This window comes from Micromonospora sp. CPCC 205546 (genome assembly GCF_036902715.1).
In the GTDB taxonomy this organism is placed as follows: Bacteria; Actinomycetota; Actinomycetes; order Mycobacteriales; family Micromonosporaceae; genus Micromonospora.
Genome location: NZ_JBAKHL010000055.1, coordinates 21,378 through 44,517, shown reverse-complemented (window position 1 = coordinate 44,517; position 23,140 = coordinate 21,378). Strand labels below are relative to the sequence as shown.

General features: G+C 69.8%; 22 protein-coding genes. 14 read left to right on the top strand and 8 right to left on the bottom strand.

Going from position 1 to position 23,140, the window contains the following annotated elements:
• On the bottom strand, positions 1–595 hold a 595-nt coding region (locus V6U77_RS22925), incomplete at its 3' end, for a DUF1775 domain-containing protein (protein WP_334608678.1).
• Between the two features lie 266 nt (positions 596–861).
• On the opposite strand from V6U77_RS22925, the gene thrS reads away from it, so the two are divergent.
• Entirely contained in the window at positions 862–2,862 is a 2,001-nt protein-coding gene (gene thrS / locus V6U77_RS22920; protein WP_334608677.1) for a threonine--tRNA ligase, read from the top strand.
• Positions 2,863–2,923: 61 nt separating this feature from the next.
• On the opposite strand, the gene V6U77_RS22915 is transcribed toward thrS, so the two are convergent.
• Positions 2,924–3,661 carry a D-Ala-D-Ala carboxypeptidase family metallohydrolase gene (locus V6U77_RS22915; protein WP_334608676.1) on the bottom strand — a complete coding sequence of 246 codons (738 nt, stop codon included), beginning with the start codon at positions 3,659–3,661 and terminating at the stop codon, positions 2,924–2,926.
• 224 nt (positions 3,662–3,885) lie between these two features.
• On the opposite strand from V6U77_RS22915, the gene V6U77_RS22910 reads away from it, so the two are divergent.
• Together V6U77_RS22910 and V6U77_RS22905 are read left to right on the top strand one after the other, a co-directional pair.
• A complete protein-coding gene (locus tag V6U77_RS22910) occupies positions 3,886–4,398 on the top strand; it encodes an HIT family protein (protein WP_334608680.1) in 513 nt (170 codons plus the stop codon).
• 201 nt (positions 4,399–4,599) lie between these two features.
• Positions 4,600–5,658 (top strand): aldo/keto reductase, encoded by a 1,059-nt coding sequence (locus V6U77_RS22905; protein ID WP_334608675.1) that lies wholly within the window; start codon positions 4,600–4,602, stop codon positions 5,656–5,658.
• Between the two features lie 38 nt (positions 5,659–5,696).
• Here V6U77_RS22905 and V6U77_RS22900 read toward each other — a convergent pair whose 3' ends face one another.
• Positions 5,697–7,859 carry an elongation factor G-like protein EF-G2 gene (locus V6U77_RS22900; RefSeq protein ID WP_334608674.1) on the bottom strand — a complete coding sequence of 721 codons (2,163 nt, stop codon included), beginning with the start codon at positions 7,857–7,859 and terminating at the stop codon, positions 5,697–5,699.
• A 250-nt stretch (positions 7,860–8,109) separates the two neighbouring features.
• Here V6U77_RS22900 and pgsA point away from each other — a divergent pair, with 250 nt between their 5' ends.
• The 9 genes from pgsA (at position 8,110) to V6U77_RS22855 (ending at position 17,107) form a co-directional block, all read left to right on the top strand.
• Positions 8,110–8,742, top strand: a complete 633-nt coding sequence (gene pgsA, locus V6U77_RS22895) for a phosphatidylinositol phosphate synthase (RefSeq protein ID WP_334608672.1) — start codon at positions 8,110–8,112, stop codon at positions 8,740–8,742.
• Positions 8,743–8,785: 43 nt separating this feature from the next.
• On the top strand, positions 8,786–9,718 hold the full coding sequence (locus V6U77_RS22890; RefSeq protein WP_334608671.1) for a phosphatidylinositol mannoside acyltransferase: 933 nt from the start codon (positions 8,786–8,788) through the stop codon (positions 9,716–9,718).
• Between the two features lie 15 nt (positions 9,719–9,733).
• Positions 9,734–10,894, top strand: coding sequence for a glycosyltransferase family 4 protein (locus V6U77_RS22885; RefSeq protein WP_334608670.1), 1,161 nt, complete (start codon positions 9,734–9,736; stop codon positions 10,892–10,894).
• A gap of 2 nt (positions 10,895–10,896) precedes the next feature.
• The gene (locus V6U77_RS22880) at positions 10,897–11,397 is read left to right on the top strand and encodes a hypothetical protein (RefSeq protein WP_334608669.1); all 501 of its coding nucleotides are present in this window, start codon (positions 10,897–10,899) and stop codon (positions 11,395–11,397) included.
• A 233-nt stretch (positions 11,398–11,630) separates the two neighbouring features.
• Complete coding sequence (pdxS, locus tag V6U77_RS22875; RefSeq protein ID WP_334608668.1) at positions 11,631–12,548, top strand: pyridoxal 5'-phosphate synthase lyase subunit PdxS; 918 nt, start codon at positions 11,631–11,633, stop codon at positions 12,546–12,548.
• A gap of 70 nt (positions 12,549–12,618) precedes the next feature.
• On the top strand, positions 12,619–13,227 hold the full coding sequence (gene pdxT / locus V6U77_RS22870; protein ID WP_334608667.1) for a pyridoxal 5'-phosphate synthase glutaminase subunit PdxT: 609 nt from the start codon (positions 12,619–12,621) through the stop codon (positions 13,225–13,227).
• 307 nt (positions 13,228–13,534) lie between these two features.
• Positions 13,535–14,284: a YebC/PmpR family DNA-binding transcriptional regulator gene (locus V6U77_RS22865; protein ID WP_334608666.1), complete on the top strand. Its 750-nt coding sequence runs from the start codon at positions 13,535–13,537 to the stop codon at positions 14,282–14,284.
• Positions 14,285–14,303: 19 nt separating this feature from the next.
• Positions 14,304–15,944 carry a recombinase family protein gene (locus V6U77_RS22860; protein ID WP_334608665.1) on the top strand — a complete coding sequence of 547 codons (1,641 nt, stop codon included), beginning with the start codon at positions 14,304–14,306 and terminating at the stop codon, positions 15,942–15,944.
• Positions 15,945–16,507: 563 nt separating this feature from the next.
• Positions 16,508–17,107, top strand: a complete 600-nt coding sequence (locus V6U77_RS22855) for a hypothetical protein (protein ID WP_334608664.1) — start codon at positions 16,508–16,510, stop codon at positions 17,105–17,107.
• A 657-nt stretch (positions 17,108–17,764) separates the two neighbouring features.
• Here V6U77_RS22855 and V6U77_RS22850 read toward each other — a convergent pair.
• A complete protein-coding gene (locus tag V6U77_RS22850) occupies positions 17,765–17,893 on the bottom strand; it encodes a hypothetical protein (protein WP_334608663.1) in 129 nt (42 codons plus the stop codon).
• Between the two features lie 329 nt (positions 17,894–18,222).
• Between V6U77_RS22850 and V6U77_RS22845 the strand changes: the two genes are divergently transcribed.
• Positions 18,223–18,411 (top strand): helix-turn-helix transcriptional regulator, encoded by a 189-nt coding sequence (locus V6U77_RS22845; protein ID WP_334608679.1) that lies wholly within the window; start codon positions 18,223–18,225, stop codon positions 18,409–18,411.
• Between the two features lie 452 nt (positions 18,412–18,863).
• On the opposite strand, the gene V6U77_RS22840 is transcribed toward V6U77_RS22845, so the two are convergent.
• Both V6U77_RS22840 and V6U77_RS22835 read right to left on the bottom strand, forming a co-directional pair.
• The gene (locus V6U77_RS22840) at positions 18,864–19,109 is read right to left on the bottom strand and encodes a hypothetical protein (RefSeq protein ID WP_334608661.1); all 246 of its coding nucleotides are present in this window, start codon (positions 19,107–19,109) and stop codon (positions 18,864–18,866) included.
• Positions 19,106–20,080 carry a hypothetical protein gene (locus V6U77_RS22835; RefSeq protein WP_334608660.1) on the bottom strand — a complete coding sequence of 325 codons (975 nt, stop codon included), beginning with the start codon at positions 20,078–20,080 and terminating at the stop codon, positions 19,106–19,108. The genes V6U77_RS22840 and V6U77_RS22835 overlap by 4 nt, the downstream gene beginning before the upstream one ends.
• Positions 20,081–20,387: 307 nt before the next feature.
• On the opposite strand from V6U77_RS22835, the gene V6U77_RS22830 reads away from it, so the two are divergent.
• Positions 20,388–21,047, top strand: a complete 660-nt coding sequence (locus tag V6U77_RS22830; protein ID WP_334608659.1) for a DUF402 domain-containing protein — start codon at positions 20,388–20,390, stop codon at positions 21,045–21,047.
• A gap of 131 nt (positions 21,048–21,178) precedes the next feature.
• Here the strand turns inward: V6U77_RS22830 and V6U77_RS22825 are convergent, their stop codons facing one another.
• Together V6U77_RS22825 and V6U77_RS22820 are read right to left on the bottom strand one after the other, a co-directional pair.
• Positions 21,179–22,240: an ABC transporter permease gene (locus tag V6U77_RS22825; protein ID WP_334608658.1), complete on the bottom strand. Its 1,062-nt coding sequence runs from the start codon at positions 22,238–22,240 to the stop codon at positions 21,179–21,181.
• Positions 22,237–23,130: an ABC transporter ATP-binding protein gene (locus V6U77_RS22820; protein ID WP_334608657.1), complete on the bottom strand. Its 894-nt coding sequence runs from the start codon at positions 23,128–23,130 to the stop codon at positions 22,237–22,239. Before V6U77_RS22820 ends, V6U77_RS22825 begins: the two co-directional genes overlap by 4 nt.
• Between the last annotated feature and the right edge of the window lie 10 nt (positions 23,131–23,140).

The window sequence follows — 23,140 nt, the reverse complement described above, 5'->3', positions numbered from 1 at the left end:
CGGCCGCCCCGGCTGCCGGGGCGGCGCCGTGCCCGCCGTGCCCGGCCGCCGCGCCGCCGGGGGCCGGAGGCAGCAGGGCGAGCACCGGCGCCCGCCGGGCCCCGGTCGGCCCCGCCCAGCGCACCACCGTGCCGTCGGCGTACGTGCGCACCACCTCGAAGGTGAGCCGGTCGGCCTGCGGCAGCGGCCCCATGGACAGGGTGAGCCGGGCCGGGCCGGGGGTCGTGCCGGGCATCCGGACCCAGGTCACCGCGCTGGTGACCTGATCGACCCGGGACGAGTGGATGCCGGCCAGCGGCTGGTCGAGCGTGCGGGAGGTGATCCGCGGCGCCCAGCCGGGCACCGACATCGGGTAGACCTCGGCGATCGGGGCGTCGGCCGGCAGCCGGATCTCGATCCGTTCGGCGCGGGCGCCCGGCAACTCGTCGGGAACCACGAACTCCAGCTTCACCGAACCGCCCTGCCGCGCCCGCGTCGGGTTGGTCGTCACGTCGGCCGCGTACGCCGGGGCGGGCCAGGCCAGCACCCCGGCCGCCATCAGGACGGCCACCATCGCGGCCCGGCGCCGGGGCCGCACACCGTGCATCGTCGCCATCGTCGGTCCCATCCGTCTCCACGGGGGCCGGCACCGGTTCCGGCCACACCGGGTAGTTCGGATGCGGGGTCGGAAAGGTTCAACGCACGGCTCAGGACGCCGGCCGGGCCCGACGCGGTCGGCCACTCCCGGATGCCGGCGGGACGGCGCCCGTCCCACGGACCCCGGGGGCGGTGGCGTCGGCGACCGCGTCGGCGGGGGCGACCGATAGCATCGCAGGAGCCGAACGTTCGGCGTCATCCGTGCCGTCTGCTGGAGGAGTCACCGTGTCCGCACCCCGTACCCCCGCCGTGGCCGACCCCGTCGTCGTCGCCGCCGGGACCACGGCGGCCGACGCGGTGGCCGCGGCCGGTCTGCCCGCGTCCGGCCCGAAGGCGATCGTGGTGGTCCGCGACCCGCAGGGCCAGCTGCGCGACCTGGACTGGGCCCCGCAGGCCGACACCGAGGTCGAGCCGGTCAGCCTCGACTCGCCGGACGGGCTCGACGTGCTGCGGCACTCCTGCGCGCACGTGCTCGCCCAGGCCGTGCAGGACGTCTTCCCGGAGGCCAAGCTCGGCATCGGCCCGCCCATCGAGAACGGCTTCTACTACGACTTCGCGGTCGACAAGCCGTTCCAGCCGGACGATCTCGCCAAGCTCGAGAAGCGGATGCAGGAGATCGTCAAGTCCGGCCAGCGGTTCCGCCGCCGGCGCTTCGGCAGCCTGGACGAGGCGAAGGCCGAGCTGGCCGCCGAGCCGTTCAAGCTGGAGCTGATCGACGTCAAGGGTGAGGGGCTGGACACCTCCGAGGTGATGGAGGTGGGCGGCGGCGAACTGACCATCTACGACAACCTCGCCGCCAACGAGGACAAGGTCTGCTGGTCGGACCTGTGCCGGGGCCCGCACCTGCCGAACACCCGGCTCATCGGCGCGTTCAGGCTGATGCGCTCGGCCGCCGCGTACTGGCGCGGGTCGGAGAAGAACCCGCAGCTCCAGCGGGTCTACGGGACCGCCTGGCCGACCCGCGACGAGCTGAAGGCGTACCTGAAGCTGCTGGAGGAGGCCGCCCGGCGCGACCACCGCAAGCTCGGCGCGGACCTGGACCTGTTCAGCTTCCCCGACGAGATCGGCTCCGGCCTGGCGGTCTTCCACCCCAAGGGCGGCATCATCCGCCGGGAGCTGGAGAACTACTCGCGCCGCCGGCACGAGGAGGCGGGCTACGAGTTCGTCAACACCCCGCACATCACCAAGGCGCAGCTCTTCGAGACCTCCGGGCACCTCCAGTGGTACGCCGACGGCATGTACCCGCCCATGGAGATGGAGGGGGCGAACTACTACCTGAAGCCGATGAACTGCCCCTTCCACAACCTGATCTTCCGGTCCCGGGGACGGTCCTACCGGGAACTGCCGCTGCGGCTGTTCGAGTTCGGCTCGGTCTACCGGTTCGAGAAGTCCGGCGTGGTGCACGGCCTGACCCGGGTACGCGGCATGACCCAGGACGACGCGCACATCTACTGCACGCAGGAGCAGATGGCGGGCGAGCTCAAGTCGCTGCTGTCGTTCGTGCTGGACCTGCTGCGCGACTACGGCCTGGACGACTTCTACCTGGAGCTGTCCACCCGCAACCCGGAGAAGTCGGTCGGCACCGACGAGAACTGGGAGCGGGCCACCGAGGCACTGCGCTCCGCCGCCGAGGAGTCCGGGCTGGACCTGGTGCCCGACCCCGGTGGGGCGGCCTTCTACGGCCCGAAGATCTCCGTGCAGGCCAAGGACGCCATCGGCCGGACCTGGCAGATGTCCACCATCCAGGTCGACTTCAACCTGCCGGAGCGCTTCGGGCTGGAGTTCCAGGCGGCCGACGGCACCCGGCAGCGGCCGGTGATGATCCACCGGGCGCTCTTCGGCTCGATCGAGCGCTTCTTCGGGGTGCTGACCGAGCACTACGCGGGCGCCTTCCCGGCCTGGCTGGCGCCGGTGCAGGTGGTCGGCATCCCGATCCGCGAGGACCACACGGACTACCTGCACGGCTTCGTCGCCGCGCTGCGCGCCGAGGGCGTCCGCGCCCAGGTCGACGCGGGCGACGACCGGATGCAGAAGAAGATCCGCACCGCCCAGCAGCAGAAGATCCCGTTCATGGTGATCGCCGGCGACGACGACGTGGCCGCCGGCACCGTGTCGTTCCGCTACCGGGACGGCTCGCAGCGCAACGGGGTGCCCGTCGCCGACGCCGTGGCCCACGTGCTCGACGTGGTCGGGTCCCGGACCAACGTCGGCCCGTCCGCCGCCTGACGCGCCACGCACCGAAGGCCCCCCGCGGTGCGGGGGGCCTTCGTCGTCAGGTCGTCAGGTGTCAGATCCCGCAGCTCGGCGCGGACCAGCCACCGACCGCCCCGACGTGGGTGTGGTCGTTGTGACCCGGGTAGCCGGGGCCGAGGATGTTGCCGAAGCCGTGGTAGCGGGCCTGCTGGGCGAGCCGGCAGAACGAGGGCGACCCGACCAGGTCGACGCCGTCGCCGTAGAGGTGCCGGCTGTTGGAGGCGCCGCCGACCGCGCTGTTGCACGAGTAGCTGCGGAAGCCGCTGCTGATGTTGATCGACACGCTGCCGAGGGCCTTCCGCATGGCCTGGAGCTTCCACATCGACACCAGCGCGTTGAAGCGGGCGGTGCTCGCGGAGACCGCGCCGCCGGACCAGGTGCTGTTGCACCGGTTCAGCTCGGCGTAGGTGAAGTTGACCGGGGTGCAGTCGTCGTCCTGCAGCGCGTAGAGCGTGCTGAAGGTCTGCGGTCCGGCCGCGCCGTCGGCGCTCAGGCCGTACGCCTGCTGGAAGCGGATCAGGGCGGAGCGGGTGGCCGGGCCGAACGACCCGTCGAGAGAGAGCACCGCGTTGTAGCCGGGGTAGCCGGCGAGCCGGATCTGCAGCTGCCGGACGTCCTCGCCGGTCGCCCCCTGCGTCAGGACGCGTCCCCAGGTGTAGCAGCCGTCGGCCTGTGCCGCGCTGCTCGTCGCCACCACCCCGACGAGGGTGGTGACCGCGGCGAGGGTACAGGCGGCGAAGGCCCGGCCGATCCGGCGGAATGCGGTTCTCACGATGGGCTCCCATCGACAGGGGGTGATGTATGTGGATGGGATTCTTCATTCATGTTCATCAGTTCGTCAAGAACCTTCACCCCCTATCCGTCCCCCTGAACGCGGCCCGGGCCGCAGGGGGCGTCGGGGTCGGGCGCCCGCCGGCGTACGGCGTCCGGGGCGCCCGCCGCCGGGAACGTAGGATCGGTGGCGTGACTGGGGTGGAACGGCACATGGACAGCGGCATGGCCGACGGCCTGGAGCGGCTCTGGACTCCGCACCGGATGACCTACATCTCGGGGGAGGACCGTCCCGAGGGCGGCTACGAGCGGCCCGCCGGCTGCCCGTTCTGCCGGGCCCCGGGGCTGCCGCCGCAGGAGAGCCTGGTGGTGGCCCGGGGCGAGCACGTGTTCGCGGTGCTCAACCTCTATCCCTACAACCCCGGCCACCTGCTGGTCTGCCCCTACCGGCACGTGGCCGACTACACGGAGCTGGACCTGCCCGAGACCACCGAGCTGGCGGCGTTCACCCAGACCGCCATGCGGGTGGTGCGCAAGGTGAGCAACGCGCACGGGTTCAACCTGGGCATGAACCAGGGCGGGGTGGCCGGCGCGGGGATCGCCGCGCACCTGCACCAGCACGTGGTGCCCCGCTGGGGCGGGGACGCCAACTTCATGCCCGTGATCGGGCAGACGAAGGTCCTGCCGCAACTGCTCGCCGACACCCGCGACCTGTTCACCCGGGTCTGGCCGAGCTGACCGTCCCGCCACGTCCGGCCCGGCGGCCGGGGCGTCGTCCGGCCCGCCCGCGCGGGGGCCTCTCCCCGGCGCCGGGGCGGTGGGCGGCTCCACCGTGTCGGGGGCCTGCCCGCCACGTCCGCGACGGTCGACGACGCGGACGGCCGTGTCGTCGGTGAACTTCCCGCCCCGGGGCGGGGCGCGAGGTGACACGATCTGGCGATGGCATTGACGACGCGCACGTTGGGCCGCAGCGGCATCGAGGTCAGCGCCCTCGGCATGGGGTGCTGGGCGATCGGCGGGCCCTGGGCCGAGGGCACCCAGCCGCTGGGCTGGGGCGCCGTCGACGACGACGAGTCGGTCCGCGCGATCCGGCACGCGCTCGACCTCGGGGTGACGCTCTTCGACACCGCCGACACCTACGGGGCCGGGCACGGGGAGCGGGTGCTCGGCCGGGCCCTCGCCGACCGGCGCGACGAGGCGGTGATCGCCACCAAGTGGGGCTACACCTTCGACGAGGCCACCCGCCAGGCGACCGGCGAGGACGCCTCCCCGGCGTACCTGCGGCAGGCCGTCACGCGGTCGCTGCGCCGGCTCGGCACCGACCGGATCGACCTCTACCAACTGCACCTGGCGGACCTGTCGGTGCCTCGGGCCGAGGCGCTCGTGGGCACCCTGGAGGACCTGGTCGCCGAAGGGCTGATCCGGGCGTACGGCTGGAGCACCGACCGCCCCGAGCGGGCCGCCGCGTTCGGCCGGGGCGCCCCGCACGCCACCGCCGTGCAGCACACGCTGTCGGTGCTGCGCGACGCCCCCGAACTGCTCGCTGTCTGCGACAAGTACGACCTGGCCAGCGTCAACCGGGGGCCGCTGGGGATGGGGCTGCTCTCCGGCAAGTACACGGCCGGCTCCACGCTGCCCCGCGACGACGTACGCGGGCTCGCCCCAGGCTGGTTGGAGTGGTTCCGGGGCGGGCGGCCGGCGCCGGAGTGGCTGCGCCGCGTCACGGCCGCACGGGCGGCGTTGACCGCCGACGGGCGCACCCTCGCGCAGGGCGCGCTCGGGTGGCTCTGGGCGCGCAGCGACCGTACGGTCCCGATTCCCGGCTGCCGCACCGTGGCGCAGGTGGCCGAGAACGCCGGCGCCCTGGACCGGGGTCCGTTGCCGGCCGACCAGTTCGCCGAGGTGGAACGCCAACTGGCGGCGCTGCGGTCGGCCGCCCTGCGCGAAGCCGACCGCCCCTACTGGCCGAGCCCGACGCCCCCCACCGCCCGCCCCTGACCCACCCCACCCCACCCCAGGGGGCGAGGAGGGGAGTGTCAGGGGTGGGGGGTGGTGTGCTGGCGGAGTTGGTCGGCCAGGTGGGTGGGCATCGGGTCGTAGCGGAGGAAGTGGCGGCGGAACGTGCCCGTGCCCGACGTCATCGAGCGCAGCTCGACGGCGTAGCGGAGCAGTTCCGTGGCGGGCACCTCGGCGCGGACGACGCTACGTCCCTCGACCTCGGGGTCCGCCTCGGTGCCGAGCACCCGGCCCCGCCGGCCGGACAGATCGCCCAGCACCGCGCCCACCGAGGAGTCGGGCACCCGGATAAGCACCTCGTCGACCGGCTCCAGCAGCGCCGGCTGGCCCTTCCCGGCGGCGTCGCGCAGCGCCAGCGCCCCGGCGGTCTGGAAGGCCGCGTCGGAGGAGTCGACGCTGTGCGCCTTGCCGTCGACGAGGGTCACCCGCAGGTCCACCACCGGGTGGCCGGCGACCAGGCCGCGCTCCATCTGGGCGCGTACGCCCTTCTCGACCGAGGGCACGTAGTGGTGCGGCACCGCCCCGCCGACCACCCGGTCGACGAACTCGAAGCCGGCGCCGGGCGGCAGCGGCTCGACCTCGATGTCGCAGACGGCGTACTGGCCGTGGCCGCCGGACTGCTTGACGTGCCGGCCGTGCCCCCTGGCCGGCACGGTCAGCGTCTCGCGCAGCGCGATCCTGACCGGCTCGGTGTCCAGCTGCGCCCCGCCGGCGCGCAGGCGCTCCAGCACCACGTCGGCGTGCGCCTCGCCCAGGCACCAGAGCACCAGCTGGTGGGTCTCCGGGTTGCGCTCCAGCCGCAGGGTCGGGTCGGCGGCGACCAGGCGGGTCAGGTTGCGCGCGAGGGCGTCCTCGTCGGCGCGGCTGTGGGCCACGACGGCCACCGGCAGCAGCGGCTCGGGCATCTCCCAGGGGGCGATCAGCAGCGGGTCGTCCTTGGCGGAGATGGTGTCGCCGGTCTCGGCGCTGGCCGACTTGGTGAGCGCGCAGATGTCGCCGGCCACGCAGGCGTCCACCTCGCGCAGGCTCGCGCCCAGCGGCGTGTAGATGTGGCCGACCCGCTCGTCGGCGTCGTGGTCGGGGTGGCCCCGCTCGGCCATTCCGTGCCCGCAGATGTGCACGGTCTGCTCGGGTCGCAGCGTGCCGGAGAAGACCCGCACCAGGGAGACCCGGCCGACGTGCCGGTCGACGGTCGTCTTGACCACCTCGGCGACCAGCGGGCCGGCCGGGTCGCAGGTCAGCGGCGGTCGTGGTGAGCCGTCCACCCCGGCGACGGCGGGCAGCTCGTGCTCCAGCGGCGAGGGGAAACCGGCGGTGAGCACCTCCAGTAGCGCGTCCAGGCCCACACCGGTCGCGGCGCAGACCGGCACCACCGGGTAGAAGTGGCCGCGGGCGACCGCCTTCTCCAGGTCGTCGACGAGGACGTCGGTGCCGATCTCCTCGCCGGAGAGGTAGCGGTCCATCAGGGACTCGTCCTCGCTCTCGGCGATGATCCCCTCGATCAGCTCGTCGCGGGACTCGACGATGGCGGGCAGGTGCTGGGGGTCCGGTTCGCGCACCTCCGCCGGCAGGCCGGCGGTGTAGTCGAACACCCGGCGGGTGATCAGGCTGAGCAGGCCGACGGTGGAGACCCCGTCGTCGCCGAGCATCGGCAGATAGAGCGGGAGCACGTTGTCGCCGAAGACCCGCTGGCACAACGCCACGGCCTCGTCGAAGTCGGCGCGCGGGTGGTCCAGCCGGGCGACGGCCACGGCCCGGGGCATGTCGACCGCCGCGCACTCCTCCCAGAGGGCGGCGGTGGCCGCGTCCATCCCGTCGACGGCGGAGACCACGAACAGCGCCGCGTCGGCGGCCCGCAGCCCGGCCCGCAGCTCGCCCACGAAGTCGGCGTAGCCGGGGGTGTCGAGCAGGTTGACCTTGATCCCGTCGTGCAGCAGCGGGGCGCAGGCCAGGCTGACCGAGCGCTGCTGACGTACGGCTGCCGGGTCGTGGTCGCAGACGGTGGTGCCGGCGGCGACGTCACCGGCCCGGGCGATGGTGCCGCTCGCGGCGAGCAGGGCCTCGACCAGCGTCGTCTTGCCCGCTCCCGAGTGCCCGACGAGCACCACGTTGCGGATCATGCCGGGCTCGGTCACCACCGGCGCGCCGCCGGCGGCCCCCCTGTCCTGACTCCTCTGCGCCATGGGGCGCACCTCCCTCAGCCGTGGTTGGTGGCGACCGCCGCGCGCGACGGGGAAGCGGCCCGGTCGGGTTCCGCGGCGACATCCTCCGGTGCCGTGCCGGATCGCGGGTAATCAACGGGCGGGTGGGTGAGCTGGCTCACGTCCCTGCTCGATCTCACACCCGATCCCGGACCGACACAAGACTCCGCCCCGCGGGTCGTCTGACCGGCCGTACCGCCGCCGCTACGCGGACCGTTATCGTGGGACCGCCATGGCGAAGATCTTCCAAGTGTCGGCCCGCGCGGGGATGACCCGTGTCGTCGAGCCGGTCGCACGCCGCCTGCTACGAGCGGGCGTAACTCCCAACGCGGTCACCGTGGCGGGCACCCTCGGGGTGCTCGTCGGCGCGCTCGGCTTCGGTGCCCGTGGTCATCTGGTCGCCGGGGCCCTGATAGTCACCTTCTTCGCGCTCACCGACCTGCTCGACGGGACGATGGCCCGGATGAGCGGGGGCTCCACGAAGTTCGGGGCGTTCCTCGACTCGAGCATGGACCGCGTCGCCGACAGCGCGGTCTTCGGCGCGGTGGCCTACTGGCTGGCGACCCAGCACCAGTATTCCGGCGTCGCCGCCGCGCTGCTCTGCCTGGCCGCGGGCGGGCTGGTCTCCTACGTCAAGGCCCGCGCCGAGGGGCTCGGCATGACCTGCAACGTGGGCATCGCCGAGCGCACCGAGCGGCTGCTCATCGTCGGCGTCGGCGGGCTGCTCACCGGCGTCGGCGTCGACCCCGCCCTGGAGATCGCGCTGTGGCTGCTCGCCGCCGTGTCGATCTTCACCGTCGGGCAGCGGATGGCGCACGTCTACCGCCAGGCCCAGCGGGTGCACACCCCGGGCGGACAGGGGTGAGCGCGACACCCGCCGGTCGGCCGGGGCCGGAGGGCCGGCGCCGGTGAACCTCACCGAGCTCGGCTACGTCGCCGGGTGGCGCGTGATCCGCGCGCTGCCCCGGCCCGTCACGGCCGCGGCGTTCCGGGCGGGCGCCGACCGCGCCCACCGTCGCGGCGGCGCGGGTACGGCCCGACTGCGCGCGAACCTGCGCCGGGTGGTGGGACCCGACCTGCCGGAGGCCGAGCTCGACGAGTTGGTCCGCCGTGGCCTGCGCTCGTACGCCCGGTACTGGCTGGAGGCGTTCCGGCTGCCCGCGCTCAGCCGGGCGCAGATCCTGGCCGGCTTCCGGCTCGACGGCCAGGAGAAGCTCGCCGCCGACGTGGCGGCCGGGCGGGGCGCCGTGGTGGCGCTGCCGCACGCCGGCAACTGGGACGCAGCCGGCGCCTGGGTCGCGGCGACCGGCTGGCCGATGACCACGGTGGCGGAGCGGCTCAAGCCCGAGGGCGTCTACCAGCGGTTCCTCGCCTTCCGCCGGAGCCTGGGCATGGAGATCCTGCCCACCCACGGCGGCGAGCGCAACGCGTTCGACGTGTTGGTCGACCGGATCCGGGCCGGCACGGTGGTGCCCCTGCTGGCCGACCGTGACCTCTCCGCGCGGGGCGTGGAGGTCATGTTCTTCGGCCACCGCACCCGGATGCCCCCCGGCCCGGCCCTGCTCGCGCTGCGCACGGGAGCGCCCCTCTACGTCGCCTCCATGTGGTACGAGGCGGACGCCGCGTGCGCGTCGATCGAGGGACCGCTGCCGCTGCCCGGCCCGGAGGAGGGGCCGCTCGACCAGCGGGTCCGGTCGCTGACCCAGCGGATCGCCGACGGTCTGGCGGCGGGCATCGCCCGGCATCCGGAAGACTGGCACATGTTGCAGCGGATGTGGCTGGACCAGCACGGCACGGGCGGCGACGCGGCCCTGCCCTCCCCGGCCGCCGGACAGGCGTGAGGGAGGCGTTTACACGTGCGTATCGGCATCGTGTGCCCGTACTCCTTCGACGTGCCCGGTGGGGTGCAGAACCACGTCATGGACCTCGCCGAGGCGCTGATCGGGCTCGGGCACGAGGTGAGCGTGCTCGCCCCGGCCGACGAGGACTCCCCGCTGCCGCCGTACGTGGTGCCGGCGGGGCGGGCCGTGCCGCTGCCGTACAACGGCTCGGTGGCCCGCATCGCCTTCGGCCCGGTCTCCACCGCGCGGGTGCGACGCTGGATCATCCGGGGCGAGTTCGACGTGCTGCACGTGCACGAGCCGCTGACGCTGAGCCTGTCGCTGCTGGCCGTGCTCTCCGCCCGGGGGCCCGTGGTGGCCACCTTCCACACCGCGATGACCCGGTCGCGGGCGCTGGCCGCCGCGCAGGGCGTGCTGCAGATCGTGCTGGAGCGGATCACCGCCCGGATCGCGGTGAGCGCCCTGGCGCGCAAGGTGCAGGTCGAGCACATGGACGGCGGGGCGGTGGAGATCCCCAACGGGGTGGCCGTCGCGAAGTTCAGTCACGCGCTGCCTCTGTCGGGCTGGCCGGGGGAGTGCCCGCCGGGCCGCGACGGCGCGATCGGGTTCCTCGGCCGGTTCACGGAGGCGCGCAAGGGCTTCCCGATCCTGCGGGACGCCTTCGTGGAGCTGGCCCGGCAGCGGCCCGGCCTGCGGCTGCTGGTGGCCGGTCCCGGCGACGCCGACGACCTGTTCGGGCGGTTCCCGGCGGACCTGCGTGACCGGGTCACCTTCCTCGGGCTGGTCTCCGAGGAGGACAAGGCGCGGATGCTGCGCAGTGTGCACCTCTACGTGGCGCCGAACACCGGTGGCGAGTCGTTCGGCATGATCCTGACCGAGGCGCTCGCGGCGGGCACGACCGTCGTCGCCAGCGACCTCGACGCGTTCCGCCGCGTCCTGGACGGGGGACGGGCCGGCCGGCTCTTCCCGACCGGGGACGCGGCGGCGCTGCGTACCGCCCTGGCCGACCTGCTCGACGACCCCGACGCCCGGGCCACGCTGACCGCCTGCGGCGACCAGGTGGTGGCCACCTTCGACTGGCCCGTGGTCGCCCGGCGGGTGCTGGAGGTGTACGCGGCGGCGATCGAGGCCACCGACGGGCGGGTCATGGACACCGAATGGGTGGGGCTGGACTGACGATGTCGCGCTTCTGGTGGGTGCTCGCGGCCCTGGTCGTCGGGCTGGTGGTGGCGTACCTCGTCTGGACCGCCGGCCGGGTCGGCCGCCTGCACGCGCGGGCGGAGCTGGCGGCCCGCGCCCTGGAGGCCCACCTGCTGCGCCGGGCGGCGGCCGCCGCGGTCCTCGCCGAGCGCCGCTACGGCGTCGAGCTGTACGCGGCGGCGCGCATCGCGCTGGACGCCGAGCCGGACGAGCGGGAGGCCGCCGAGAACGACCTCACCCGGCAGCTGCGGGCCGTGGAACTGGACCCGGCGGATCCGGACTGCGAGGCGGTGATCGCCGCCAGCCGCCGCCTCGCCCTGGCCCGCCAGGTGCACACCGACCTGGTCCGCGACGCCCGGGCGGCGCGCGGGCGTCCCCTGGTGCGGCTGTTGCGGATGGGACGCCGGCAGCCGTGGCCGCGCTACTTCGACATCGACGACCCCACGCTAACCGTCCCGGCCGACGTCCCGGCCGGCTGAGCAGGGCAACCGGACGCGCGCCCGCCGGGCTGAGCAGGGCAACCGGACGCGGGGCCCGGCGGGGGACGCACCGCACGCCCGTCCCCGGGCGGGCCGGGCGGGAAGCCTCAGGTGACCGTGACGGCTGCCACAGTGCAGTCCACCGTGGGCCTGATTGGCTGTCGGATCGGCGTTGGGACCGTCGTAGCATCGTCCGCAGCCACCCCCCGAGCATGTTCGAGGAGCGATGACCCGTGCCCGACACCACTGCCCAGAACGCTAGCGCCAGCCCCGTCACCGGCACCGCCCGCGTCAAGCGCGGCATGGCCGAGATGCTCAAGGGCGGCGTGATCATGGACGTGGTCAACGCCGAGCAGGCCAAGATCGCCGAGGACGCCGGCGCCGTCGCGGTGATGGCGCTCGAGCGGGTGCCCGCCGACATCCGCGCCCAGGGCGGGGTGTCCCGGATGAGCGACCCCGACATGATCGACGGCATCATCAACGCCGTCTCCATCCCGGTCATGGCCAAGGCCCGGATCGGCCACTTCGTGGAGGCCCAGATCCTCCAGTCGCTCGGCGTGGACTACGTCGACGAGTCCGAGGTGCTGACCCCCGCCGACTACGCCAACCACATCGACAAGTGGGCCTTCACCGTGCCCTTCGTCTGCGGGGCGACCAACCTCGGCGAGGCCCTGCGCCGGATCACCGAGGGCGCGGCCATGATCCGCTCCAAGGGCGAGGCCGGCACCGGTGACGTCTCCAACGCCACCACCCACATGCGCAAGATCCGCCAGGAGCTCCGCCGGCTCAGCTCGCTGCCGGCCGACGAGCTGTACGTGGCCGCCAAGGAGCTCCAGGCGCCGTACGAGCTGGTCAAGGAGGTCGCCGAGAGCGGCAAGCTGCCGGTGGTGCTGTTCACCGCCGGTGGGATCGCCACCCCGGCCGACGCCGCGATGATGATGCAGCTCGGCGCCGAGGGCGTCTTCGTCGGCTCCGGCATCTTCAAGTCCGGCAACCCGGCGCAGCGGGCCGCCGCGATCGTGAAGGCCACCACCTTCCACGACGACCCGGACGTGCTGGCGAAGGTCTCCCGTGGCCTCGGCGAGGCGATGGTCGGCATCAACGTCGACGACATCCCGCAGCCGCACCGCCTGGCCGAGCGCGGCTGGTGAGGAAGCGCCCCTCCGCCCGCCCCGGCTGGCGCAGGGGCCACCGCGGCAGGTCGACGAGAGGAACGGTGACATGAGCGACGCGCCCGTGATCGGTGTGCTCGCCCTGCAGGGGGACGTCCGCGAGCACGTCGCCGCGCTGGCGGCGGCCGGCGCGGACGCCCGCCCGGTACGCCGTGCGCGGGAGCTGGACGAGGTGGACGGGCTGGTCGTGCCCGGCGGCGAGTCCACCACGATCAGCAAGCTCGCCGACATCTTCGAGCTGCGCGAGCCGATCGACAAGCGCATCGCCGACGGCATGCCGGTCTACGGCTCCTGCGCCGGCATGATCATGCTGGCCACGGACGTCCTCGACGGCCGCCCCGACCAGCGCGGCTTCGCCGGCATCGAGATGACCGTGCGGCGCAACGCGTTCGGCCGGCAGGTCGACTCGTTCGAGGCGCCCGTGGGGATCACCGGCGTCGAGGGCGGGCCGTTCCACGCCGTGTTCATCCGGGCGCCGTGGGTCGAGCGGGTGGGCGACGGCGTCGAGGTGCTGGGCACGGTGACCGAGGGCCCCAGCGCCGGCCGCGTGGTGGCGGTGCGGCAGGGCAACCTGCTGGCCACCTCGTTCCACCCGGAGCTGACCGGCGACGTCCGGGTGCACGCGTACTTCGTCGAGCTGGTGCGCGCCGCGCGCTGAGCGCTCCCGTGGCACGTCGGGCGGGGTCTCCTCCCTCGGGAGGGGCCCCGCCCGCGCCGTCCACCCGGGTCCGGGCACGGGCGCCCGGCCGCCCCCGTCGTCGGTGTCCGGGCGGCTCGGGACGGGCCGCCGCCGTGCCGCGCGTGACAGCCACCCGCCGCACGTCGGTAGGATTGCCGAGATTCGGCGGGGCCAGCTGCCCGTCACGGCTTTCCCGCAGGGCTGACCGGCACCACCGCGTGCGCCGGCGGGGGCGGGGCGTGCGCGGTCGGTCGATGCAGACGGCGGGTAGCAACGGAGGTAGCAGATGTCCGGCCACTCAAAGTGGGCGACGACCAAGCACAAGAAGGCGGTCATCGACGCCAAGCGCGGCAAGATGTTCGCCAAGCTGATCAAGAACGTCGAGGTCGCCGCGCGGACCGGCGGCGGTGACCCGGCCGGCAACCCGACGCTCTACGACGCCATCCAGAAGGCGAAGAAGAACTCGGTCCCCAACGACAACATCGACCGCGCCGTCAAGCGCGGCTCGGGCCTGGAGGCCGGCGGCGCCGACTGGCAGACCATCATGTACGAGGGCTACGGCCCCAACGGCGTGGCGATGCTGATCGAGTGCCTCACCGACAACCGCAACCGGGCGGCGACCGAGGTGCGCACCGCCCTGACCCGCAACGGCGGCTCGCTGGCCGACGCGGGCTCGGTGTCCTACATGTTCTCCCGCAAGGGAGTGGTGCTCGTCCCCAAGGCGGGCACCACCGAGGACGACGTGATGATGGCGGTCCTCGACGCCGGAGCCGAGGAGGTCAACGACCTGGGCGAGGCGTTCGAGGTGGTCTCCGAGCCGACCGACCTGATCGCGGTGCGCACCGCGCTGCAGGACGCCGGCATCGAGTACGAGTCGGCCGAGTCCTCGCTGATCCCCAGCGTCAACGTCCCCCTCGACGAGGAGGGCGCCCGCAAGATCTTCAAGCTGATCGACGTCCTCGAGGACTGCGACGACGTGCAGAACGTCTATGCGAACTTCGACGTCTCCGACGAGATAGTTGCACAACTCGCCTGAGGGTGTCTAGTCTCCTGCCATGAGCAGGAGTAACCCCCCGCGCGCAAGCCTGTACGTACGGCTGTCTAGAGCGTCCGACGATCGCAACCTGTCCAAGCAGGGCATGATTGATGATCTTCGGGCGCTCTGTGCTGCCCGGGGCTTCACAGAGGTAGCGCTTCACGTGGACGACGGACAGTCTGGTGGCGTCCGTGACCGTCCTGCGTTCCGTGCGTGGCTCGCTGACGCCGTTGAGGGCCGCGCAGACGTGCTCGTGACATGGCACGTAGACCGGCTATCCCGTGAAGGGCTGAACGTCGCAGCGGCGATTTTGGACATCATTGAGGGCAAGGACCCTGACACAGGCAAGAAGGTACGGCCTGAAGTCCGGCTCCTAGGCTATGACGATCGGCTTGACTCTGCGGACGGAGATGGATTCCGCCTGAACTTCGTTATCAAAGCGGAGATGGCACGCGCTGAGCTTTCCCGGATGAGATCCCGTGCACAGTCGAGAGTGAAGCGACTCCGCAAAGAAAAGCGCTCCACGGGTGGCCTGACGCCGTACGGCTACCGGCGTGCCCTACGCGGTCAGTTGGAGCTAGAACACGATCCGGTCAGTGCTCCTATCCTGCGGGAGATAGTGCAACGGATCATTGCGGGTGAGAGCATCAACGGCGTGTCGAGAGATCTCAACGCGAGAAAGATCCTGTCTCCTAGAGATCACTCCGCTATGCGCGACACGGGCGAGGCTCGCAAAGACAAGGACACAGGGCAGCCCCTTCCTCCTCAAGCATGGACCGACATGACGCTACGGCGAATGCTCACCAATCCCGTACTGCTGGGCTATCTGACGGATAATCGGCAGATCGTCAGGGATGACGACGGAAACCCTGTCCTACGCGGTAAGCCGTTGATTTCTGAAGATGACTGGTCAACGCTACAGGAATCGATCAACGGTGCGAGGCGGCCCAAGCACAGGAGCGCCCCTGATGCGTTGCTGTCCGGCGAGGCGTCCTGTCCTCAGTGCGGTGAACCCATGCACTTTCATTGGATGGTGAAGCCAGGCCGTGAATACCGCTATTACCGCTGCTCAGGGCGTACGAAGCTAAAGAACGGCTGCGCTGCGGGCGCTCCTAGAGCTGAACAGGTTGAGCAAGCTGTAGCCGATGGCATTTACGCCACGATAGGTCACCTGGACGTGATGCGAAGGATATGGCTGCCTGGCGACGATACTGCAACGCAACTCGCAGCGGTTGAAGAGCGCTTGAGCGAACTGAGGGAAGATCGAGCGGCAGGGCTGTTCCGGGGCGAGAAGGGTACGGCTGAATTCCGGCAGATGTATGCCAGTCTTGAGCAACAGCGAGAGGAGCTAGCCGCTCAGCCTTCCCGTGCGGAGGGTTGGAAGTACGTTCCGACCGGGAAGACCTACCGGCAGCTTTGGGATGAGTCCGGCACCAACGATCGTCGTAAGCTGCTTCGCGAATCTGGGATGAAGATCTTTGCTGCGAAGCAGCTTGAGGGAAATCCGCAGGCGGTAAATCAGCTCTGGGAAAAGCTGACGATGACTGAGAGTGACCGTTATATGGTGCACTTTGAGCCTTCCGATACGGGAGGGTGTCACGTCTGGCTCGTCTGGCATGGGGACCTGGCGGCCCGTATCAACGCGAAGATGTCTGCCTGAGCTGTTGGTGACGTGCTGCTCGTGCACAAGGTGGGGGCTTCCTGGTTCGCCACCTCACGGCACTATCCGGCAGCAGCTAACACCCTGGACAATGCGACCGTTCCCAACCCTAAGCCTGTAGTCACGTCAGGTAGTCTGGTGATTTCCCCGGTAGAGACTCGCTCCTATCGTCCCTCCTACGGGTGGCGTACCGACAGCACAGATGTCTATCAGGGCCAGTACGGAGGATGGGGCAATCACACAGGTTGTGCTTTCTACGGAACCAAAGCTCAGTCACTTAAAGGGGCAACGGTCACTAGCGCGACTATCAAGGTGAAGCGCCTTAGCGCGGGAACCTATGCGCCGCAAGCGACAACGATGCGTCTGATGACTCACACAACCAGGCCGTCAGGTGCTCCAACGTTAGGTAGTTCCACCCCGGGACCGAGCCTTGCTGTTGGCAGCACAACCACTTTCGCCATTCCCGATTCGTGGGCGCAAGCGATGGTGGATGGCACAGCCGGCGGTTTGGCCTTCTATGAGGCTGACGGTTCGCCGTATGTGCGTTTCGCTGGCAGGGGCGAATGGTCGCCTGCTTTTACTTTGACGATTTCTTGGCAGAGAGGATAAAAGCTATGCCGACAACTTCCTTAGGTTTGCGTTACCCGTCATCGACAGACAACGTGAATCCACCTGAAGATTTTCAGTTCCTTGCGAGCGACGTTAATGATGTGGTGTCGCCTCTGGTGAATGTGCCTTTGGCGCAACTTCGTCAGTCTGTGTCCCAATCGCTAGCTAACGCAACATGGACAACGATCACCTTTGACGCTGAAGATCTCGACACGGCCGGCGGACACTCCACGTCGAGCAACACAGGCCGCTATACCGCACAGAGAACAGGGCACTATCAGTTGTCCGGGGCTGTGTCGTTTGGTCCCAATGCCACAGGTGCCCGCTGGTGCAAGTGGATGAAGAACGGATCTGAGCTTGCTAGTTCAGGTGCCAACATGGCTCCGGCTCCTGGTGGTCAAACTCTGCTGACTGCCCGCACGATTGTTGTTCGCCTGGTCGTTGGTGACTATGTGGAGCTTCAGGCGTACCAAACATCAGGTGGAAGTATTTCCACATATCCTGATGTGCCTTACGCTGCGCCGTCTATGTCGGTGAGATGGATTTCTGCTTGAGATTATTTGAACTAAAGGCCTAGGAGCCTGTGAGGGGGAAAGGCCTATGGGCATGGAATTTTGGATCGCTGCAAGCATTGTGCTCGGTGTCCTGATCTCAGTTATCACGCTTGTGACGCTTATCGGCAGACCAATACGGAAGCTGTCGAGACAGAACGATGAGTTCCGTGAAGACTGGTATGGCGTGCCGGCTAGGCCTGGTCGCTCTGCTATCCCTGGCGTGCCTGAGCGGCTATCCAGGATCGAGAAGGAGCTAAATCCTAATGGTGGATCATCTCTTCACGACAGGGTTGATTTCCTGGGTAAGAGACTCGATGACCACATCAATAGTCACAGTGCATAACAGAAGCCCCTAACCCTCGCATGAAGGTTAGGGGCTTTCTGTGTTTCTAGGTCAACCCACTTTGACTCTCTGCCTCGCAAGCGGCTTACGTACCGCAGGTGGTCTAGCTGGTGGAAGGAACTCAATGCCTTCCTTGAAGACGTACAACTCTCTGCGGTCTACGGCGTTGCCTTTTGCGTCTAGCTGGTATGCCTCAAGCCACGTCCACCCTTCGTACGTGTGCCGGTCAGTCAGGACCCTGATGAGGCGAACCCTGATAGGCCTGACGAACTGTGGGCTTGCTGCCCTGGTGAGCGATAGCAGGTCTCCGGCCCTCACCGGCTCTTCCTGTCTCGCCAGGCGTTGAGGGTGGCTGTCGCCTCCACCAGGCGCTTGCAGGAGCCGTCAGGCTGGCACTGGCGGCAGACGTTGCGGTTGTGGAAGTCGACCACGTTGCCAGCCATCAGAACGGGGAAGGGCGGCTCAGGCTCCACCTCCGGCAGGCTCACTTGTAGTAGCCCTCCCGCTGGTTGTGGCCTGCGTTGAGCCAGGCACCCGTACGGCCCCCGTAGAGGGTTGCTGCGCCTATGTGGGTAGATGAGGCCTCCTGACGCCTCCTGTGCCTTCTGAGCCTGTCTAGGAGCCTCGCTAGCCGTCCCTGCCTCACTGGCTGCCTCCTGTCCTCAGCGGGTTGCGTCCTGACAACCCTACGTGACGTAGGCAGGTGAGGGAGGGCATCTGATAGTTAGGACATGTCAACCTCAACCGGACCTAGCCTGTCTGTGTGGATCTGATGGGAGCGGCTGAGATTCAGGAGCGGCTTGGCATCAGCCGCCAACGGGCGTACATCCTGATCAACCGTCGAGACTTCCCGGCTCCTGTCGCCACACTGCGCATGGGTAACGTGTGGCGAAAGACTGACGTTGAAGCGTGGATAGCTGAGAAGCGTCCTCACTTGCTGGAATCAGACGAGGAAGCATAAGAAGACTCCGGAGAGAATCCACCCTGGCGGGGTGCTTCTGCAATCACTCCGGACGAGAAAGGGAGCCCTCAATCTGAGGGCTCCCTTTTTCACTCCTGCGGTAACCATCCGAAGATGACTAACCATAACTCCCACGTCTTGAAGAGATCCTGACAGAATTCCGCTTGCGCGTCTGCGTTCGTCACCACAACGCTTGCCTCAGTAGGACAGAGGAAACAAGTAGTCATACTTCCACCCTCCTTGGACCTTGCGTAGCTCTGCTGTCAGGCGGTCAAGTTCCTTCTGCCTGCGGACCACAATGTCTAGGGCTGTCTCAATACGCTTCTGCTGGCTCATCGTTGCTCTCCTCTGTTCGATGTCCTATCTAATAGATCGGTGCCAGGCTGAACCAAACTCGGTTTGCGGGCAAGAAAAAAGGCCACCCTTTCGGATGGCCCTTCTCCCTCGTGCTGCTAGCTCACGATCTCTTCCTGCCTGATGTAGCTGAGGATGGGTGCTCCCGTGAAGTCGAGCAGGGTCACTCGGTGGCTGTTGTCGTTGATCTCCTCGTTTCGCTGGGTGATCCCGTAGTGCTCACAGCCGCACGAGAGCACGATGCCCTGTAGTCCCTTCACCGCGTCATCCTGGGTGAAGGTGTAGGTGCGGCGTGCCTCAAAGCTGTCGATCGGCCCATGCGTGTTGCAGGCTGGCTTGTTCATGCGGTTGCTGCCTTTCGGATGTCGAGCAGGTGTCGGGCAGAGATGCCCATTTCCTTTGCTACCTTTTCCCACGTACCAAGTTCCGACTTCAGTTCCGATGCCTTGCGAGCCAGTTCCGATGGGTCGGAAGTGTTCGTGTTCCGATCGGAAGTGCTCTTCTCCACGTGTGCCGGAACAACAGGCTTGCGCTTGCGTGACTTCCGAATCGGAACAGTGCTGATCGGAACAATCGGAAGTGCCTTGATGTCGGTCGGAACAACCGGAACCTCTGACTTCCGATTCGGAACAGCAGTCGGAACCGGAACAGGTGCCTGAGCAGGAATGATAGGGAGTAGTTCCGATCCGGCAGGAGGCTTGGCAAGATCCCATGCGGAGATCACCGGAACAGCCTCAGTCGGAACAGCGGCAACAGGAGCCGTAATCGGAACAATCGGAAGAGTGCGCGTTCCGATCGGAACGGTAGGCCACTGCATCGCAGGAGGCGCAGGCTCGACCGGAACCGGAATGACTTCCGACTCTGCCTTGTGGATCGGAAGCTCGTGCGCATCAGCAATCGGCAAGGCCTTCTTCTTGGCAGGGAAGAAAACCATCTTGCCGAGTAGGAGGAACATCGCTGCCGGGAATACCGACACGAGCCAGCCGGCAGGGGTCTGCACAGCAACAGCGACGTTAGCAATCAGGGAGAAGAGCACAGCCGCAAAGAACAGGCTCATCGGAAGCTTGGATTCCGCACCGATGCGCTTGTTCCTCTTGTCCCTCATCATGGCCGCGATGGGGACGATCTCGCTGATGATGGCGGTAGTCCAGCCGAACCACCAGGGGGTAAGGGCAGGGCTGTTGTGCATGACGAACGTGTGGATGTGGGTGAAGCTCAGTGCGGCGGCGGCGAAGCCTACAGCGGCAGTGAGCAGGTTTTCGATCAGGCCGCTGCCTTCCTGATCATGTGACTTGTCGATCTTTGGGGTGTCCATCGGTGGTGCCTCTCCTCGGTTGTTGATCTCTCTCAAGAGATCGGCCGGGAGGCTGGTCAAACTCGTTGTGACCCTGCATCCTCGGACGTCAGCGACGAGGTGATGGAGGCCGTCGGCTGATCCCGGCGCCTCCCGTACGCGAGCCGGCCCGCCGCGCCGCCGTCGACCTCCCGGCCCCACCGGAGACCGGCGGCGCGCGGCTGCGTACCGGGTGCCGTCCCCGGGCCGGTGCGGTTGTCCGACATACGACCGACGCGCCGACCGCGCGCTCGGGAGCGTGCCGCCCCGCCCTGGTTAGGCTGCGGGAATGGAATCCGCGGGCCGCGCGAAGCGAAGCGGTGTCCGGGCGGACGGGGACCGGTTCGCGCCGGGCGACGTCGTCGTCCGACGCGAGATCCTGCGCTCGGAGGTGTGGTTCGGCTGCCCGACGATCTGCGTCGAGGACTCGCCCGACCTGCTCGTGCTCTATCTGCCGCCGGGCGCGCAGTTCGGCTTTCCCGAGACCGGCAGCTTCCCGTGCGGCCGGCACCCGTGGCAGGCCGCCGGGCACCGGGCGTGGACCGGGCACGGCAAGCTGATGCTGCACCGACCCGGTGAGGCGCACTCCGTGGACGTGTTCTGGAACGGCCCGCAGCGCGCCTTCGCCGGGTGGTACTTCAACCTCCAGGAGCCGTTCCGGCGTACCCCGGTCGGGGTGGACACCCTCGACCACGAGTTGGACCTCTGGTGGGCCGCCGGCGACGACCGCTACGTCTGGAAGGACGTGGAGATGTTCGCCCAGCGCCTGGAGGAGGGGCGCTACCCGGGGATGGCCGACGCGATCCGGGCCGAGGGCGACCGGATCGCCGCCCTGCTCGACGCGGGGGAGCGCTGGTGGGACGAGGCCTGGTCCGCCTGGCGTCCCGACCCGGCCTGGCCGGTGCCGGTCCTGCCGCCCGGCTGGGACGCCGTCCCGCCGGCCCGCTGACCGTCGGGCGGCGCTGGCGTGCGGGCTCTCGCGGCGCCGGGTGCGTGCGGGTGGCGTGCGGGCTCTCGCGGCGCCGGGTGCGTGCCGTCCGGCGACGGAACGCACCCGGGCACGCGGGGGAGCCCCGCCGCTCAGCTCAGCGTCTCGCGTGACCGCCAGGCCGCCCGGACCGAGGTGCGGCCGTTGGTGCGCAGCAGCGAGCCCTCGTACACCCGGGCCCCGGCGGCCACGAACGCGGCGGCCGCGACCAGCAGCAGGGCCAGGGACACCAGCGGCTCCCAGCCGGCCGCGTCCCCGGTGAACAGCCGCAGCGGCATGGCCGTCGGCGCGGAGAACGGCAGGTAGGACAGCACCCGCATGGCCGTCGCGTTGTCGTTCAGGAAGATCACCGCGAAGAACGGCAGCATGACCGCCAGCTGCACCGGCATCGACACGCCGGCGATGTCCTCCTGGCGGTTAACCAGCGCCCCGGCGGCCGCCCACATGGCCGCGACCAGTACGAAGCCGAGCAGGAAGAACGGCAGGAACCAGCCGATCGCCGGGCCCAGCAGCGAAAGCAGCCCGCCGCTGTCGCCGAACTGCACCCCGATCACGGCCACCGCGGCGACCAGGGCGATCTGCCCGAGGGCCAGCAGCGTGCCGGCGATCATCTTGCCGGCCAGCAGCGCCCGCACCGGCACCGCGGCCACCAGGATCTCCACGATGCGGGTCTGCTTCTCCTCGACGATGCTCTGCGCGATCTGCACGCCGAAGGTCTGCGAGGTGACGAAGAAGATGAACGCGAAGGCGAACGGCACCAGGAAGGCCACCACCGGATCCACCGCGTCGGGGTTGAGCAGCCGGACCTCGGGCCGCGCGCTCAGCGCCGCCACCACGTCGTCGGGGGCCTCGTCCATCGCCAGCACCGCCGGACCGGAGACCACCGCGGCGTCGGCGTCGCCGTCGCGTACGGCCTGCTCGGCGGCGCGGTCGTCGGGAACCGTCCGCACCTCGAGCCCCGCCTCGCGCAGCGGGCCGGCCGTCGCCGCGGTCGCCGCGACGCTCGACGGGCCGCCGGAGAGCAGCGGCGGCAGGAGGGTCGCGGCGGCGGCGATCAGCAGGAAGAACAGGGTGCTGAACAGGAAGGTGCGGTCGCGCAGCTTGACCCGGATCTCCCGGCCGGCGACCAGTCGGGTGGCCTGCATCGTGTTCACTGGGCGACCTCTCGGAAGATCTCGGTGAGGGACGGGCTGACCGGGCGGAACGCGCGTACCGGGCCACGGGCCAGTGCCGCGTGCAGCACCGGCTGCTCGTCCGCGCCGGGCGCGAGGTCGAACACGGCGCGCGCGCCGTCCAGGTCGACGAGGGTCACCCCGGGCTCGTCGCGCAGCCAGCCCGCGTCGGTCTGCACCACCAGCTCGTACCGGGGCGAGGTGTACGTCGCGCGCAGTTCCTCCCGGCTGCCGGCGGCCCGGATCGCGCCCCCGGCGATGATCACCAGGTCGTCGCAGAGCCGCTCGACGACGTCGAGCTGGTGGCTGGAGAAGAGCACCGGCGCGCCCGTGGCGGCCCGCTCCCGCAGCACCGCGACGACCGTGTCCACGGCCAGCGGGTCGAGGCCGGAGAACGGCTCGTCGAGCACCAGCACCTCGGGGTCGTGCACCAGGGCGGCGGCGATCTGCGCGCGCTGCTGGTTGCCCAGCGACAGCGTCTCCAGCAGGTCGTCGCCGCGTTCGGCGAGACCGACGCGCTCCAGCAGCGCGTCGGTGCTGCGGCCCGCGGCGGCGGCGGTCATGCCGTGCAGCCGGCCCAGGTAGGTCACCTGGTCCCGGACGCTCATCTTCGGGTAGAGGCCGCGCTCCTCCGGCATGTAGCCGAAGCGGCGCCGGGCCTCGCGGGTCAGCGGGGCCCCCTGCCAGGTGATCTCGCCCGCGTCGGGGGCGAGCACCCCGAGGATGATCCGCATGGTGGTGGTCTTGCCGGCGCCGTTGCCGCCCACGAAGCCGGTCATCCGGCCGGCGGTCACGTCGAAGGACACGTTCTGGAGCACCCGCCGGTCGCCGAAGCTGCGGTCGACGCCGTCGAGGCGGAGCACATTGGTCACGGCGTCCACG

Bases quoted from the DNA above. Each gene is read 5' to 3' on its own strand.
- V6U77_RS22835 (WP_334608660.1), bottom strand. From the start codon at position 20,080: ATGGACACCCCAAAGATCGACAAGTCACATGATCAGGAAGGCAGCGGC.
- V6U77_RS22880 (WP_334608669.1), top strand. From the start codon at position 10,897: ATGTCGCGCTTCTGGTGGGTGCTCGCGGCCCTGGTCGTCGGGCTGGTG.
- pdxT (WP_334608667.1), top strand. From the start codon at position 12,619: ATGAGCGACGCGCCCGTGATCGGTGTGCTCGCCCTGCAGGGGGACGTC.
- V6U77_RS22830 (WP_334608659.1), top strand. From the start codon at position 20,388: ATGGAATCCGCGGGCCGCGCGAAGCGAAGCGGTGTCCGGGCGGACGGG.
- V6U77_RS22855 (WP_334608664.1), top strand. From the start codon at position 16,508: ATGGTCGCCTGCTTTTACTTTGACGATTTCTTGGCAGAGAGGATAAAA.
- V6U77_RS22905 (WP_334608675.1), top strand. From the start codon at position 4,600: ATGGCATTGACGACGCGCACGTTGGGCCGCAGCGGCATCGAGGTCAGC.
- V6U77_RS22840 (WP_334608661.1), bottom strand. From the start codon at position 19,109: ATGAACAAGCCAGCCTGCAACACGCATGGGCCGATCGACAGCTTTGAG.
- V6U77_RS22910 (WP_334608680.1), top strand. From the start codon at position 3,886: ATGGCCGACGGCCTGGAGCGGCTCTGGACTCCGCACCGGATGACCTAC.
- V6U77_RS22865 (WP_334608666.1), top strand. From the start codon at position 13,535: ATGTCCGGCCACTCAAAGTGGGCGACGACCAAGCACAAGAAGGCGGTC.
- pgsA (WP_334608672.1), top strand. From the start codon at position 8,110: ATGGCGAAGATCTTCCAAGTGTCGGCCCGCGCGGGGATGACCCGTGTC.
- V6U77_RS22860 (WP_334608665.1), top strand. From the start codon at position 14,304: ATGAGCAGGAGTAACCCCCCGCGCGCAAGCCTGTACGTACGGCTGTCT.
- V6U77_RS22900 (WP_334608674.1), bottom strand. From the start codon at position 7,859: ATGGCGCAGAGGAGTCAGGACAGGGGGGCCGCCGGCGGCGCGCCGGTG.
- V6U77_RS22845 (WP_334608679.1), top strand. From the start codon at position 18,223: ATGGGAGCGGCTGAGATTCAGGAGCGGCTTGGCATCAGCCGCCAACGG.
- V6U77_RS22850 (WP_334608663.1), bottom strand. From the start codon at position 17,893: ATGGCTGGCAACGTGGTCGACTTCCACAACCGCAACGTCTGCCGCCAG.